The organism is Streptomyces sp. FH025 (assembly GCF_017427025.1).
Lineage (GTDB): Bacteria > Actinomycetota > Actinomycetes > Streptomycetales > Streptomycetaceae > Kitasatospora.
This window is the reverse complement of the sequence record NZ_JAFLNG010000109.1, coordinates 1-15,587: the sequence shown is the minus strand read 5'-3', so window position 1 is coordinate 15,587 and position 15,587 is coordinate 1. Positions and strand designations below refer to the sequence as shown.

The following is a 15,587-nucleotide window of genomic DNA, read 5'->3' as shown; positions in this document are numbered from 1 at the left end:
CGTCATCGGCGCTCATTAGTTTTCTGGCCAGAAGCTATATCCGGGCATCTGGAAAACGGAGGAAACGAGCATGACGACGGTTGCGCCGGAGCGCCTCACCCGTATCCGCGAAATCATCGCCGAGAACATCGACGTGCACACCGAGTTCTCGGACACCGCGCTGTTCGTCGACGAGCTGGGCGCCGACTCGCTCAAGCTCATCGACGTGCTGAGCGCCCTGGAGATGGAGTACTCCATCGTCATCGACATGAACGAGCTGCCGAAGATGGTGAACGTGGAGTCCACCTACCAGGTGACCGCGGCGGCCGCCGGCTGGTGACCCGGGGGCGTCACCCGACCCCGGACGGCCCGCCTCACGCTTCCCACCGCACAAGGAGTCCAGTCCCATGTCCACCGCACAGTCACCAGCGGCCCCCCGGTCCGGTACGCCGGACGGGCGCCGCAGGGTCGTCCTCACCGGCCTCGGAGCGATCTCCAGCATCGGTACGGGCGTCGAGGAGTACACCGAGGGGCTGCGGGCCGGCCGCTCCGGGGCACGGCCGATCACCCGCTTCGACACCGAGGGCTTCGGCCAGAACATCGCCTGCGAGGTCCCGGACTTCGAGCCGGAGCGCTGGATCCACCGGGTCCCGCTCGACGACATGGGCCGGGCCGGGCAGTTCGCCGTCGCGGCGGCCCGGATGGCGGTGGACGACGCCGGGCTGACCGAGGCCGACCTCGGCGAGCGCCAGGCCGTGATCAGCGTGGGCACCACCGACGGCGAGTCCCACGACATCGGTGTGCTGGTCGAGCAGGAGCTCGCCGCCGGGGACCCGAACGCCCTGGACCCGGTGCTGTCCCGCCGGATCAACGCCGGCCGGCTGAGCACGGTGATCGCCCGCGAACTGCGCATGCCGAACGTGGAGCCGACCACCATCACCACCGCCTGCGCGGCCGGCAACTACTCGATCGGCTACGGCCTGGACGCGATCCGCTCCGGCGAGGTCGACATCGCGCTGTGCGGCGGCGCCGACGCGGTCTGCCGCAAGGCCTTCGCCCTCTTCAAGCGCTTCGGCGCGCTCACCCCGGACGTGGTCCGCCCGTTCGACAGGAACCGCCAGGGCATCCTGACCGGCGAGGGCGCGGGCATCCTCGTCCTGGAGAGCCTGGAGTCCGCCCTCGCCCGCGGCGCGCACATCTACGCCGAGGTGCTCGGCTACGGCCTCAGCTGCGACGCCGCCCACGCGACCGCCCCCAACCGGGACGGCATCGCCCGCGGCATCCGGCTGGCCCTGGACGACGCCGGGGTCGAGCGCGACGAGATCGACTTCATCTCCGCGCACGGCACCGGCACCAAGGCCAACGACAAGACCGAGTCGGCCGCGATCCTCGACGTGTACGGCGACTCCCCGCCGCGCACCGTCGCCGTGAAGTCGATGCTCGGCCACTCGATGGGTGCCGCCAGCGCGCTCGGCGCGATCGCCTGCAGCCTCGCCATCGAGAACCAGTTCATCCCCCCGACCATCAACCACGTGGAGACCGACCCGGACTGCCCTCTGGACGTCGTCCCCAACGAGGCGGTCGACGCCGAGGTCCGGATCGTGGAGAACAACTCCAGCGCCTTCGCCGGCAACAACGCCATCCTGATCCTGGGCACGTACGGAGAGCGAGTCTGAGATGACGAGTTCGTTGAAGAGCCCCGCAGCCACCCCGGCGGACCTGCCGCCGGAGACCCTCGTCATCACCGGCTGGTCGGCCGTCTCGCCGCACGGCCTGACCGACCGGGCCTTCGCCGCCGGAGTGCGCTCCGGCGCCAAGACCTCCGTCCGGCCGGACGAGTCCTACGGCCCGCTGCCCTCGCCCGAGGTCTGCCTGGTGCCCGGCTTCGACATCAAGGGCCTGCTCGGCCCGGTCGGCACCGCCAAGATGGACCGGCTGACCGCGCTCGCCCTGGTCGCCTCCGACGGCCTGCTCCAGGACGCCGAGGGCAACCGGGTGGTGGAGACCGACGGCCGCACCGGCGTGGTCCTCGGCATCTCGATGGGCAGCCTGGAGAACGTCACCAACTTCCTGAAGCAGTCGTACACCAACGCGCTGCCCTTCCACGTCGACGCCGGCCGCATCCCCTTCGGCAGCCTCAACCACGCCGCGGGCGCCACCGCGATCCGGCACGGCCTCACCGGCCCCAACACCACCGTCGCGGGCGGCCGGGTCAGCGGTCTGCTGGCCCTCAACTACGCGCGCCGGCTGATGGGCCAGGGCCGGGCGACCAAGTACCTGGTGGGCTCGGCCGAGGAGTTCTCGGCCGCGCACGCCTGGATCGAGCACACCGCCGTCCTGCCCGGCGACCCGTCGCCGCTGCTCGGCGAGGGCTGCGGCCTGTTCGTGGTCGAGCACGCCGGCACCGCCCAGCGGCCCGCGCTCGCCGCCGTCCTGGCGGTCGAGACCCGGGTGGACATCGACGACGACCCCGGCGCCGCCGTCACCGCCTGCGTCCACCGCGCCCTCGCCAAGGCCGGCGTCACCGCCGACGAGGTGTGGGCCGCCGTCCCGAGCGCCGCGCCCACCGCGGCCGGCCGGGCCGAGCACGAGGCGCTGACCGCCCTGCTGCCCGCCGAGGCGCTCACCAGGGTCCCGTCCATGGAGCTGCTGGGCGACACCAGCGCGGCCGCCGCCACCTTCCAGATCCAGGCGGTGCTCAGCGTCGCCGAGGGAGAGCCGGCCGCGGCCGGCCGGATCGCCCTGATCACCGCCGTGGACCGGGACGGCGCGGTGGGCTGCGCCGTGCTGCGCCTGCTCGACCCGAGCCTCGGCACGAACCTCGACCCGGACCTCGACCCGAAGCTCGACCCGAACGGAGCCACCGCATGATCGCCCTGGTCAGCGGCGGCTCCCGGGGCATCGGCCGGGCCATCGTGCTGCGGCTCGCCCAGGACGGCTACGACGTCGCCTTCTGCTACCGCTCCAACGCCGATGCCGCCGAGCAACTCGCCAAGGAGGCGGGTGAGTTCGGCACCAGGATCACCGCCACCCGGTGCGACGTGGCGAACGCCGCCGAGGTCCGCGACTGGTTCGCCCGCACCGAGCGCGAGCTCGGCCCGGTCGACGCCGCGGTCACCTCGGCCGGCATCACCCGGGACCGCCCGGTCATCCTGATGCCCGAGGACGACTGGGCCGAGGTGCTGCGCACCAACCTGGACGGCGTCTACCACGTCTGCCGCGCCGCCGCCTTCGCGATGAGCAAGCGCCGCAGCGGATCGATCGTCAACCTGTCCTCGGTGTCCGGGATCCACGGCAACCTCGGCCAGGCCAACTACGCCGCCTCCAAGGCCGGGATCATCGGCTTCACCAAGTCCCTGGCCAAGGAGTGCGGCCCGCGCGGGGTGCGCGCCAACGTGGTCGCCCCCGGCCTGATCGACACCGACATGGTCGGCGACATGTCCGAGGCCGCGGTGGAGCGGATGCTGAAGAACGTCGCGCTCGGACGCGCCGGCCAGCCGGAGGAGGTGGCCGACCTGGTCTCCTTCCTGCTGTCGGACCGGGCCTCGTACATCAGCGGCTCGGTCTTCGAGATCCACGGCGGCGGCACCTTCTGATGGCAGCGGCGCGAATGGGGGCGCGAATGCGGGGAGTCGGGAGACTCACGAGACCGGGAGCCGAGGGGCTCGGAGCACACTACGACGCGATCGTGGTCGGCAGCGGCCTCGGCGGGCTGATCAGCGCCGGCTACCTGGCCGCCGACGGCCGCAGCGTGCTGGTCCTCGAACAGCACGACATCGCGGGCGGCAACGCCCACGTCTTCCGGCGCCGCCGCAAGTACGAGTTCGACGTGGGCACCCACTACATCGGCGACTGCGCCGAGGGCGGGCTGTTCCCGTCGCTGCTGGCGGGCCTCGGCGTCCGCGACCGGGTGACCTTCCGGCCGATGGACAACGAGCACGGCTTCGACCGGGTCATCACCCCCACGGCCACCCTGGACATCCCGGCCGGCTGGACGTCCTACCGCGACCGGCTGTGCCAGGCCCTGCCCGAGGAGACCGAGCGGATCGATGCGTTCGTCGACCTCGCCCGGGCGGTGGCCGGCGCCACCCGGGACGGCCTGCACGGCACCTCCGTGGTCGAGCTGTTCCGGCGCTCCCCGCAGACCATGCGATGGACCCGCCGCACCCTCGGCCAGGCCCTGGACCACTGCGGGTTCTCGCCCAAGGCCCGCACCCTGATCGCCGCCCAGGCCGGTAACTACGGCACCATGCCGGACGGCATCACCTTCGCCGAGCACGCCGCCATGCTCGACCACTACCTGCGCGGCGCCTACTACCCCGAGGGCGGCGGGCAGGTCCTGGTGGCCGCCCTGGTCGAGGCCCTGGAGGCGCACGGCGGCGAGCTGCGCACCCGCTGCGAGGTGCGCCGCATCCTGACCGAGCAGGGCCGCGCCACCGGTGTCGAACTCACCGACGGCACCCGGGTGTCCGCCCCGCTGGTGATCTCCAACGCCGACTACCGCCGCACCGTGCTCGACCTGTGCGGCGGCGAGCGGACCTTCTCCGCCGAGCTGGTCGAGCGCACCCGCGCGGCCACCATGCGCGGCGCCGTGGTCGCCGTGTACGTCGCGCTGGACACCGAGCTGCCCGGCGTGCCGAACGCCAACATCTGGTGGCACGACAGCGACGACATGGAGGCCGCGCACGCCGCGATGACCGAGCGCTGGGAGCGCGACGGCGTCTTCGACTCGGTGCCGCAGCTCACGTTCTCCTTCGCCTCGATCAAGGACCCCGGCGCGGCCGCGGTCTGCCCGCCCGGCCACAGCAACTTCCAGCTGATGACCGGCTGCCCGCCCGGCTACGGCTTCTGGGGCGTGGACGGCGGCCCGGTGGGCGGCGAGCCCTACCGCCGCAACGACGCCTACCTCGCCCGCAAACGCCGGCTCACCGAGCTGATGCTGGCCACCGCCGAGAAGGTGATCGGCCCCTTCCGGGAGCGCATCACCCACCTGGAGACCGCCACCCCGCTGAGCCACGAGCGCTACATCCGCGGCACCGGCGGCACCCCGTACGGCATGGCGAACTGGGGCGGCGTGGGCCAGCGCCCGGACGTCCGCACCGACGTCGAGGGCCTGTACGTGGTCGGCCAGAGCGTCCGCTACGGCAGCGGCCTGGGCGCCGTCGCCACCAGCGGGATGGCCGCCGCCGGGCAGATCCTCGGCCGCCCGCTGCTGCCCGAGGTGCTCGGCGGCGCGGTGCTCGGCGACCCGGCCCTGCTGCCCGAGCGCGGCCCGGACTGGGACCCGATGGTGGTCTCCCGCGGCCGGACCCGCCGGACGGCCAAGGGCCTCGCCCGCATCGGCTGAGCACCCCGCCCGCCGCCACTCCACCGGTTTCCCTCCGGCTTCACCCGACCAGGAGCAGTGTTCCCATGACCCAGGTACCAACCTTCGCCGTGGTCTCCGGCGCCCAGGTGCACGAGGCCCTCCACGGGCACGAGGACGAGGTCGTCACGGCGATCGAGGCCGCGTACCGGCTGCACGGCGAGGGGCAGACGGTCAACCCCGACTCGTACTTCCTGCGCTTCCCCGACCGGCCGTCCGACCGCATCATCGCGCTGCCCGCCTCGGTCAAGGGCGACGTCGGCGTGCACGGCGTCAAGTGGATCTCCAGCTTCCCGGGGAACGTCGCGGCGGGGCTGCCGCGCGCCTCGGCCGTCCTGATCCTCAACGACGCCGAAACCGGCTACCCGATCGCCTGCCTGGAGAGCTCGATCATCAGCGCGGCCCGCACCGCCGCCTCCGCCGCCCTCGCCGCCGCCCGGCTGGCCGACGCCCGCGGCGAACGCCCGCGCCGGGTCGGCTTCTTCGGCGTCGGCCTGATCGCCCGCTACATCCACACCTACCTCGCCGCCAACGGCTTCGACTTCACCGAGGCCGGCGTCCACGACCTGTCCGCCGAGCACGCCCGGGGCTTCGCCGACTACCTGCGCCGGGCCGAGGGCGAGCAGCCCGCGATCACCGTCCACGAGAAGCCCGAGGACCTGATCCGCTCCAGCGACCTGGTGGTCTTCGCCACCGTGGCCGGCGAGCCGCACGTCACCGACCCCGCCTGGTTCGCGCACAACCCCCTGGTGCTGCACGTCTCGCTGCGCGACCTCTCCCCGGAGATCGTCCTCGACTCCTGGAACGTGGTCGACGACATCGAGCACTGCATGAAGGCCGACACCTCCCCGCACCTGGCCGAACAGCGCGTCGGCCACCGGGAGTTCGTGGCCGGCACGCTGTACGACGTTCTCACCGGCGCGATCACCCCGCCCGCCGACCGGCCGGTGGTCTTCTCCCCGTTCGGTCTCGGCGTGCTCGACCTGGCCGTCGCCAAGCACGTCTACGACCGCGTCGGCGCCGCCGGGCAGCTGCACACCGTGCCCGACTTCTTCCACGAGCTCAAGCGCTACGGCTGACCCACCCCGCCACGAGTCCCGGACGCCCGCCGCGCTCCCCGCCCGGCGGGCGTCCGGCGTTTCCCGGCCGCCACCACCTCGGCGGGAACACACGTCAGCGCCACGTCAGTTGGGCGTCAGTACGGAAGCAGGAGAATCACCGCATGAGATCCTTTGCCAACCTGGCCGAGTTCACCGGGGCGATCGGCGAGCACCTGGGCTACAGCGAGTGGCTCGACGTCACCCAGGAGAACGTGGATCGGTTCGCGGCCGCCACCGGCGACCTCCAGTGGATCCACGTGGACCCGGAGCGCGCGGCCACCGGCCCGTACGGCGGGACGATCGCCCACGGCTACATGACGCTCGGTCTGCTGCCCGCGATGATGCGCGCGATCTTCGAGATCAGGGACGTCACCATGGGCGTCAACTTCGGCCTGGACAAGGTGCGTTTCCCGCACCCGATCAGGGTCGGCGCCCGGGTCCGCGGCGGCGCGAAGGTCACCGGCGTCCGCGAGACGCCGATGGGCCACCTGGCCGCGGTGCGGATGACCGTGGAGGTCGAGGGCGATCCGCGCGCGGCCTGCGTGGCGGACACCCTGTCGCTGTTCATCGCGAAGCCGGAGCCGGCTGCGCCTTCGGAACCCGCCGTGGCGTCCGTGGCTTCCGCGGCTTCCGCGGCGTCCGAACCCGCCGTTTCCGTCGGTCAAGAGGGGAGTTAGTACTACCGATTTCGACGCCCCGCCGACGCCAGAATGGTCACACGGCCACCACGGCCGAGGGCAACGCGAAGGCACCAGGAAGGAGCGTGTCCATGGACCGCACGATGCAGCTCGGGGGCAACCCCGCACCGGCCGAGGTCAAGGGCTTCTCCGCCTCGGCCGGATTCACCGGGCTGCGGCGGGCGCTGACCCTCTGCTGGATGTCGATCGCCGGCTTCGGCCGAGCCCTCGGCGTCACCACCGCGATCTCGCTGATCGGCCCGGGCCTCGGCCTGGTGCCGCGGGCGATGGAGCGCGTCCGGGCCCTGGCGGCCCGTCAGCGAGGGCTCGCCGAGAGCTGGTCCGGAGTGCGGATCCCCGGCCCGCCCGGACCGCTGCCGACCGCGCCCGAGGGCGCCTCGGGGGCGATCGCCCGCTACCGCTGGATCATGAGCGACCCGCAGACCCGCCGCGAGTTCACCTGGATCCTCACCGACCCGATCGTCGGCGGCTTCCTCGCCTTCGTGCCGATCGCCTTCGTCCTCAGCGGCTTCTGGGGCATCTTCCTGGCCTTCTTCGGCGTCCCGCTGTCCACCGAGTGGGACGGCCTCTGGTACCAGTTCATCCCGATCGACGGCCAGGCCACCGCCGTGCTGTCCGGCGTGCTCGGAGTCCTCCAACTGCCGCTGGCGCTCTGGACGGCGCCCCGCGCCGTCCGCAAGCACGCGCTGTACACCCGCTCGATGCTCGCCCCGAGCGAGCAGGAGCTGATGGCCAGCCGGATCGAGCACCTGACCACCACCCGCAGCACCGCAGTGGACACCCAGATGGCCGAGATCCGCCGGATCGAGCGCGACCTGCACGACGGCGCCCAGGCCCGACTGGTCGCGATGGGCATGACCCTGGACGCCGCCGAGCACCTGCTGGAGACCAACCCGGACGCCGTCCGCGCCCTGCTGATCGAGGCCCGCGAGTCCTCCTCCAAGGCCCTGGAGGAGATCCGCAACCTGGTCCGCGGCATCCACCCGCCGGTCCTCGCCGACCGCGGACTCGCCGACGCGGTACGGGCGTTGGCCATGGTCTGCCCGGTCCCCACCGAGGTCGTCGTGGACCTGCCCGGCCGCCCGGAGATGCCCGTCGAGTCCGCCGCCTACTTCGCGATCTCCGAGATCCTCACCAACGTCGCCAAGCACTCGCACGCCGACCGCGCCTGGATCGACATTCGCTACGATCACGGCATGCTGCGCATCACCGTCACGGACAGCGGACGCGGCGGCGCCGACGTCACCCGTGGCAGCGGCCTGCGCGGCATCGAGCGACGGCTCTCCACCTTCGACGGCGTCCTGGCCGTCAGCAGTCCCGTCAACGGCCCGACCATGGTCACCATGGAGCTCCCTTGCGCATTGTCCTCGCCGAAGACCACTTCCTCCTGAGGGACGGCCTGATCCGCCTCCTCCAGGCCTACGGCCACGAGGTGGTGGCGGCCGTGGACAACGGGGCCGACCTCCTCAGGGCCCTCACCGAACAGCAGCCGGACGTCGCCGTCGTCGACGTCCGGCTGCCGCCGAACTTCACCGACGAGGGCCTGCGCGCCGTCATCACCGCCCGCCGCAGCATGCCCGACCTCCCCGTCCTGCTGCTCTCCCAGTACGTCGAGCCCCTCTACGCCCGCGAGCTCCTCGCCAGCGGCGGCCGCGGCGTCGGCTACATGCTCAAGGACCGCGTCACCAACGGCTCCCAGTTCCTGGACTCGATCCGCCGGGTCGCCGACGGCGGCACCGCCATGGACCCGGAGGTCATCTCCCAGCTGCTGGTCCGCAAGGAGCGCGACGAGAGCATCGGCGCCCTCTCCAGGCGCGAGCGCGAAGTCCTCGAATGGGTCGCCCAGGGCCGCTCCAACGCCGGCATCGCGCAGGACCTGTTCATCACCGAGAAGGCCGTCGCCAAGCACATCAGCAACATCTTCACCAAGCTCAACCTGCTGCCCACCGACGGCGACAACCGCCGCGTCCTGGCCGTCCTGGCCTACCTCGACCAGTAAGGCCTACGTCTCGGTCCGGTTCAGTCCGGGTCAGTCCGGCTGAGTTCCGTTCAGTCCGGTTCAGTCCGATTCAGTCCGGCAGGACGTCCACCCGGTCCCCGTCGCCGAGCCCGGCCGGCACCGCGTTCACCGGGTAGACGGCCACCCCGAACTCGCGCAGCAGCGCGGCGAAGTGCGACAGGACACTGCCCTTGAGCAGCACCGGGTGGCCGGCGGCCCGCAGCGCCCCGGCGATCGAGGTGGCGAGCTCCGGGTCGCGCAGGTCGAAGCCCTCAAAGTCGACCGCGACCACCCGCCGCCCGCCGCCGTCCAGCGCCCCGAGGTCCTCGGGGGCGCCGAGCACGGTCAGCCGGCCCGACGCCACCGGCGTACCACCGCCCGTCCCCGCGCCGCGCAGGTGGAAGTAGCGCAGCCCGGCCGTCTCCCGCAGCTCGGTGACCTGCCAGGCCACCACCCGCTCGGCGGCCGCCGAGGCGCCGTTCAGCACCAGCAGTTCGACCCGCACCGGCCCCAGGCGCTCCGCCAGCCGGGCCGTCATCGCGGCCACCTCCCGGACCTCCGCCTCGTCCAGCACCCGCCGATCGCGCAGCTCCTCGGGCAGCGGCCGCGGCGGGCGGCGCGGCACGGTCACCGCCAGCGCCTTGTGCGGCACGTCCGCCCGCTCGGTGCGCAGCTCCGGCAGCGCCACCGTGTAGCGGTCGTGGGCGCAGGTCTCCAGCCCCTCCAACTGGCCGAAGAGCGCGCCGATCTCGACCGGTCCGCCGTCCCCGGCGGCCGTCGCGATCACCGAGGCCCGCAGATCCGTCCAGTTCGCCACCAGCAGCGCCACCTCGGCCGAGTAGTCGGCCCTGCCGTGCTCCAGTACGTAGCGCCAGTAGTGCTCCAGGTGCGCGACGCACTCCTCCACCGAGGTCAGCAGCGCCGACTGCGGGAGCATGTCCCCCGAGCCGAGCGCCGACCAGTAGACCGAGCGCACCGACACCGGCCCCCTGGCCGCGTACCGCGCGAACACCGCCCGGCACTCCTGCGGCACCGCGCCCGAGTCCCGGTACGCGGCGAAGGCCGAGGGCAGCACCAGGTCCGCCTCGATGGTGTTCAGCTCCACCCGCCCGCGCAGCCTGAACGGCGCCAGCTTGTCGCTGCGCAGCGCCGTCCCGGCCGCCGGGGCGACGTACGGCGGCTCGGCGGCGACCACCGGGTACGGCAGCCGCCGGGCCTGGAGCAACTGGAGCTCCCCGGCGCCGTCCAGCAGCCACTCCAGGTCGAGCGGGCCGTCGAGCTCCCGCTCCAGCCGGGCCGCCCAGCCCGCCAGCGTCCGCAGCTGCGCACCGCTCACCGGGCCGTCCTCGACCTCGGGTACGGACCGGTCGCGCTTGCCGAGCACGCTGCGCAGCGGCGGGGCCAGGTTGTCGATCACGTTGCCCGGGGCCCCGGCCGCGTACTCGACCAGCACCGTCGCCGGGTCCCCGCCGGGCGGCAGGGTGTAGACCACCCCGCCGGCCCTCGCCGGAACGGCCCGCTGCACGATCACGGCCATCGCGTCCGCGTCCCCGGCCAGGCCCATGGTCCGGCGGTAGTCCACGGCCGCGGCGGACCCGGCCGAGCGCCAGACCCGGCGCACCGCGGCGAGCACCTCCTCGTCCTCGCCGAGCCCGACCTCGCTCAGGTAGACCCCGGGCGAGAGCGCCTCGGCGGTGTCCTCCGACAGGTAGGAGGAGCGCACCGCGAAGGAGTCGGCCCCGCGCTCGCGCAGCACGGCCAGGGCCTGCCGGATCTCCGCGTCCACGTCCGCCTCGGCGCCGGCCAGCGCCGCCCTGTGGGCCTCGACGGTGACGCAGAAGGCCGCGGGCACGGGCAGCCCGGCGGCGATCAGGGTGCCGAGGCCCTTGGCCTTGCCGCCGATCGCCGTCGCCGGCAGGGCGGCGAACTCCTCGCTCCATCGGACCGCGCCGTTCATGGCTTCCCCTTGGTTCACCGTCGGACCGTCACCACACGGTATGTACAAGCGAGTTCGGACACGTGAGTGTGGCACGCGCGACGGCTCCGGCGCTCGTCCGCCCCGGCTTCGGCGCCCTGGCTTCGGCGCCCCGGCGCTGCCTCCTCGGCGCTACCGCCTCAGCGCTGCCGCGCCCGGATCGCCTTGCCGCGGACCAGCGGGCAGGTGCCCCGGCACATCGTGCAGGCCTCGCCGTGGTGGTAGCCCTGCCGCTCGACCATCGCCTGCGCGTCCGCGGGGTGGACGGCGAGTTCGGCCATCGCCGTCCAGTCGTTGTCGTTGCGCGCCCGGGAGAGCTTGGCGTCCCGGGAGAGGTCCCCGGTGCGCCCCACCTCGGCGATGTGCAGGGCGATCTGGAAGTACTTGACGGCCGTCACGATGTCCTCGGCGTCGGGGATGCGGCAGTGCTCCCCGGCGGTCACGCAGGTCACCCAGGAGGTGCCGTGCAGCGCGGCGGTCGTCGCCCCGATCGCCCCGGCGACGTGGTCGTAGGTGATGGCGATGTCGGTCGGCGAGGGGCCGAGCGCCCCGAACGGCGCGCCGTGCAGCTTCTCGCGCCCCAACTCGCAGTAGGCCGGGATGAGATGGACCGGCACGTGGTTGACCAGCTCGACCGAGACCTTCACGCCCTTCTCCTGCGCGCGCCGCACCAGTTCGGCCTGCACCTCGATCTCCGCGAGGTGCGCCGCGTCCATGGCGTCCGCGATGCTCCCGGGCCGGAACGTCCCGGCGAGGCTGAGCGCCGCGCCGCTGGCCCGGCACAGCTCCAGGACCTCGTCGAAGCAGCCGAGGTACGGGTTCTCGCCGCCCGGGCCGTCCATCACCTCGACCATCATGGCGCCGCCCCGGCTGGTGACCGGGATGACCCGGTCCGAGGCGCCGAGCGCCCGGGCCGTCTCCGGGGTTCCGGAGGCGTGGACGGTGAAGAAGTCCACGCCTTCGTCCGCCTGTTCCTCCAGCACCGTGAGCACCGCGTCGCGCGCGGCCCACCCGTCGCGCCTGATCCGGCGGAAGACCTCGTAGGTGGGGACGGTCCCGTAGGAGACGTTCAGGCTCTCCAGCACCCGGCGGCGCAGTGTCGGGTCGCCGTCGGTGGTCACGTCGGTGAGTGTCTGCGCCCCCTGGGCGACGGCCCGTACGGCCTTGTCGTACTCGGTCTCCGGCGTGGTCTCCCCTGGTGTCACTCCGATGATCACCCCGAGCACCGGCGGGTGGGGTCTGCCGAGCAGGACCCCGTCGATGTCGTGGGCGTCGTTCCGCAGCAGGTAGGACCTGGCCTCGGCTCCGGCGTCCATGAGTTCCCCTCCCGATCGAAGCTGTCGATGCTGTCGCCGCTGTCGCTGCTCTCGTTGCTCTCGCTGCTCTCGAACCGATCGAAGGGATCGAAGCGATCGGACCGTCGTACGCACGTGCGGTGGATGGTCGGGCGTGGAACCGGCCGAGCGGTCAGGCGGCGCGCAGCAGCCGGAACCCGAGGGCCGGGTAGCGCAGTTCGGGATCGTCCCAGCCCCGGAAGGTGGCGCGGGCGAAGGACCGGGAGACCAGCCACGACCCGCCCCGGACGACCCGCGCGCTGGTCGAGCCGTGGTCGGTGTCGTTGACGCTGGAGTCCGACAGCAGGTTGAGGCACCACTCCCAGACGTTGCCGTGCAGGTCGTGCACGCCGGCGGCGGTGGCGCCGTCCGGGTAGAGGCCGACCGCGACCGTCCGGCCCAGGCCGCTCTCCAGCAGGTTGGCCCGCTCGTCCTCCCAGGCCGCGCCCCAGGCGTAGCCGCCGCCGTCGCCGGAGCCCGCGGCGGCGAGCTGCCACTCCCAGTCGGCCGGCAGCCGCACCTCCGTCCCGGTCCGGGCGCTGAACCAGCGGCAGAACGCGACGGCGTCGTACCAGGAGACGTTCTCGGCCGGGTGGTTGCCGAGCTTGCGGAACTGGCTCCCCGGGGCCTCCGGCCGCACCGCCAGGCCCTCGAACCAGCGCGGGTCGGCGAAGCCCCCGGGGTCGTCCAGGAAGGCCCGGTACTGCCGGTACGTCACCGGGTAGGCCGCCAGCCGGAAGCCGGGGACCTCGATCTCGCCGACGTCCCGCAGCCGGACGGAACCGCCCGGCACCTCGCACCACTGGATCTCCGGCAGTCCGTCGGCGTCCAGGCCGACGCCGGGGCGTGGGTCCCCGATCTCCCACAGGCGGTCGCCGAGGCTCGCCCGGCGCTGGTGCGTGGTCGCCGCGGCGGTGGTCTCGGCCAGGATCCTGGCCGCCTCCGGGACGATGAACTTCTCGATCTCCGGGTCGAGTTCGGGGTCGAGGTTGCGCAGCATAGCCTCGACCAGGACGAGCCGCTCGTGCGGCCAGAGGAAGGAGGCGGGGCGGTCTGCCTTCACCCAGTCGACGGCCGCCCGGCGCAGCTGCCGCAGCAGGGTGAGGTCGTCCTGGGTCTGCTGGATCCACTCGGCCAGGCGCGGCCAGGAGCCGAACAGCGTCTCGTGGGCGACCTCCACGGTGGGCTCGCGGTACTCGTCGTCGCTGACCACCAGCAGCCGGGCCCGCACCAGCAGGTCGACCAGCCGCGCGGTCGACGGATCCGCCGTGAGGCCGCTCAGCTTCGCCCGTCGGCGCACCGGCGCGTCCGACTCGCTCACGTCGGTGAGCTTGCGGAAGAGCGCGGGCAGCTGTTCCCGGTCGGCCTCGGCGAGTTCGTCGAAGATCTCCTCGGCCCGGGTGGCCACGGCCCCGCGGATGCCGCCGATCCGCTCGTACTCGCTCAGCAGCAACAGACCTTCGGGGCTGGCGTGTTGGCTCACCGTCTTGAGGGCGAAGGCCATCAGCGCCAGGCTCCCGGGCTCGGCTCCGGCGTCCTCCAGGATGCGCTCGGCGAGGTCCCCCTCGTACTGGAGCCCGGCGATCTCGGCCGGGCGGGTGATCATCCGGTAGAGCGCCCCGAGCCCGACCCCGCCGAGCGGGAAGGAGCCGCTGCGCAGCAGTTCGGCGAGCTGGGGGTGGTTCAGGCAGTGGGCGTAGAAGTCGGCGCGCAGGGTGACCACCACGAGCGCCCGCTCGGCCGCCACCAGCTCGGTGAGCAGGGCGACGAAACGGGCCCGGCGCTCCTCCTCCACCCCCGAACCGAAGAGTTCCTCGAACTGGTCGACGACGACCAGCAGCCGGGCCCAGGAGGGCGCGTCGGCCAGCACCTCGTCGATGTACCGTCCGACGGCCGCGGGATCCGCCTCCAGCTCCCGGGCGACCACCTCGGGCGTGCCCGCCCAGGGCGCCCGCCCGTGCTCGGACAGCTTGGCGGCCAGGGCGAGGAAGGGGTCGCCCTCGATCTCGGCCGGGGTGAAGCGCAGCGACCGCCAGCTCTCCGCCCCGGGGATCGCCCCGGCCCGCAGCGCCGGCATGACCCCCGCGTTGACCAGGGAGGACTTGCCGATGCCGGAGGCCCCGATGACGGCGAGGAAGCGGTGCCGCTGGTCCCCGAGCCGCTGGATGATCTCACTGGTCTCGTGCTCCCGGCCGAAGAACACCAGGGATTCCTCGTCGGTGAACGGCCGCAGCCCCGGGAACGGGGAGAGGGAGAAATCGCGGCGCGATCGGGAGCTCGCTTCCAACGTCAACTCCTCATCCATGATCTCTTTGACGATCAGCCGCAGGTGGTTCTCCACCAGCGGCCGGAATTCACTGAGGTCGGCGTACTGGTTGACGCCGACCGGAATCCCGTTCGCGGCATCCGTGATCTCGGCGACGAAGGCGTCCACCAGCTCCTGCTGGGATCTCTTCTGCTCGAATTCGGGATCCTTCAACGAGACGAAGAGATCGGCGGTGCGCTTGTAGAGCAGAACCTTGGGGCGCCCGGTCCGCCGCTCGGCCTGAACGGCGTCGAAGAATTCCCATTCCGTTCCCGAACGGTACACACGATCATCGTTCGAGAGGGCGGGAATGTGTGGAGGCGTACCCATACGGCTCCATAGAACGATGACCACGATATCGCATTCACTCGGCCGCGGAAGCCCCCGATTGACCGCCTCCTGCGGCGGCAGCGAGGCGAACAGCGGCACCCCCGCGCCCGGCCGGTCCCAGGAGATCTCCTCCATCTCCACCAAGCCGCGCAGGAAGGCGTCGTAGGGCAGATCGCTGATCACCTTGCGCAGCGCCGCCCGCTCCTCCCTGACGTCCGACGGCGAGGACAGGAACACTCGAATGTGTCGCACCGGGCCCCCTCCCGATCTGCGGTGACCGTCCGTAGCCTTGCCCGTCTCAACCGAGGCCGCGTGCGAAGGACTCGCACCAGTCGGCCGCCGGCAGCGCGAACGGCGTCATCGGCACCGCCCGTCCCTCCCCCACGTCCAGGTACCACGCCGACTCCCCGTCCCCGTCCGGGACTTCGAGCCCCGGGCCCAGCCCACGCCCCGGCCCCGCCCCGTCCAGGACGATCACGTGCCGGAAGTGGCCCAGCCCGTC

Annotated in this window: 12 protein-coding genes and 1 pseudogene; 9 read left to right on the top strand and 4 right to left on the bottom strand. The window is 72.6% G+C overall.

The features are described 5' to 3' along the window. Positions 1-70 precede the first annotated feature (70 nt). The 9 genes and pseudogenes from J0670_RS11110 to J0670_RS11070 all read left to right on the top strand — a co-directional run bounded on the left by J0670_RS11110 (position 71) and on the right by J0670_RS11070 (position 9,141). Positions 71-319, top strand: a complete 249-nt coding sequence (locus tag J0670_RS11110) for an acyl carrier protein (RefSeq protein ID WP_207811322.1) — start codon at positions 71-73, stop codon at positions 317-319. Between the two features lie 67 nt (positions 320-386). Further along, positions 387-1,655, top strand: a complete 1,269-nt coding sequence (locus J0670_RS11105; protein WP_207811321.1) for a beta-ketoacyl synthase — start codon at positions 387-389, stop codon at positions 1,653-1,655. A gap of 1 nt (position 1,656) precedes the next feature. Then, on the top strand, positions 1,657-2,850 hold the full coding sequence (locus J0670_RS11100; protein ID WP_243436854.1) for a beta-ketoacyl synthase N-terminal-like domain-containing protein: 1,194 nt from the start codon (positions 1,657-1,659) through the stop codon (positions 2,848-2,850). Further along, on the top strand, positions 2,847-3,575 hold the full coding sequence (gene fabG / locus J0670_RS11095; RefSeq protein WP_207811320.1) for a 3-oxoacyl-ACP reductase FabG: 729 nt from the start codon (positions 2,847-2,849) through the stop codon (positions 3,573-3,575). Before J0670_RS11100 ends, fabG begins: the two co-directional genes overlap by 4 nt. A 92-nt stretch (positions 3,576-3,667) precedes the next feature. Then, the gene (locus J0670_RS11090) at positions 3,668-5,326 is read left to right on the top strand and encodes an NAD(P)/FAD-dependent oxidoreductase (protein ID WP_307806471.1); all 1,659 of its coding nucleotides are present in this window, start codon (positions 3,668-3,670) and stop codon (positions 5,324-5,326) included. A 65-nt stretch (positions 5,327-5,391) separates the two neighbouring features. After that, entirely contained in the window at positions 5,392-6,423 is a 1,032-nt protein-coding gene (gene sbnB, locus J0670_RS11085) for a 2,3-diaminopropionate biosynthesis protein SbnB (RefSeq protein ID WP_207811318.1), read from the top strand. A gap of 143 nt (positions 6,424-6,566) precedes the next feature. Next, positions 6,567-7,010: pseudogene (locus J0670_RS11080) on the top strand (MaoC family dehydratase); the annotation flags it as partial. Positions 7,011-7,213: 203 nt separating this feature from the next. Beyond that, entirely contained in the window at positions 7,214-8,533 is a 1,320-nt protein-coding gene (locus tag J0670_RS11075; protein ID WP_207811316.1) for a sensor histidine kinase, read from the top strand. Beyond that, complete coding sequence (locus tag J0670_RS11070; protein ID WP_207811315.1) at positions 8,497-9,141, top strand: response regulator transcription factor; 645 nt, start codon at positions 8,497-8,499, stop codon at positions 9,139-9,141. The genes J0670_RS11075 and J0670_RS11070 overlap by 37 nt, the downstream gene beginning before the upstream one ends. Positions 9,142-9,211: 70 nt before the next feature. Here the strand turns inward: J0670_RS11070 and J0670_RS11065 are convergent, their stop codons facing one another. The 4 genes from J0670_RS11065 to J0670_RS11050 form a co-directional block, all read right to left on the bottom strand. Then, complete coding sequence (locus J0670_RS11065; protein ID WP_207811314.1) at positions 9,212-11,098, bottom strand: PEP/pyruvate-binding domain-containing protein; 1,887 nt, start codon at positions 11,096-11,098, stop codon at positions 9,212-9,214. 158 nt (positions 11,099-11,256) lie between these two features. After that, positions 11,257-12,432 (bottom strand): phosphomethylpyrimidine synthase ThiC, encoded by a 1,176-nt coding sequence (locus J0670_RS11060; RefSeq protein ID WP_207811313.1) that lies wholly within the window; start codon positions 12,430-12,432, stop codon positions 11,257-11,259. 151 nt (positions 12,433-12,583) lie between these two features. Then, positions 12,584-15,337, bottom strand: a complete 2,754-nt coding sequence (locus J0670_RS40215) for an SUMF1/EgtB/PvdO family nonheme iron enzyme (protein WP_207811312.1) — start codon at positions 15,335-15,337, stop codon at positions 12,584-12,586. A gap of 46 nt (positions 15,338-15,383) precedes the next feature. Next, a partial coding sequence (locus J0670_RS11050; protein ID WP_207811311.1) for a hypothetical protein occupies positions 15,384-15,587 on the bottom strand: 204 nt, incomplete at its 5' end.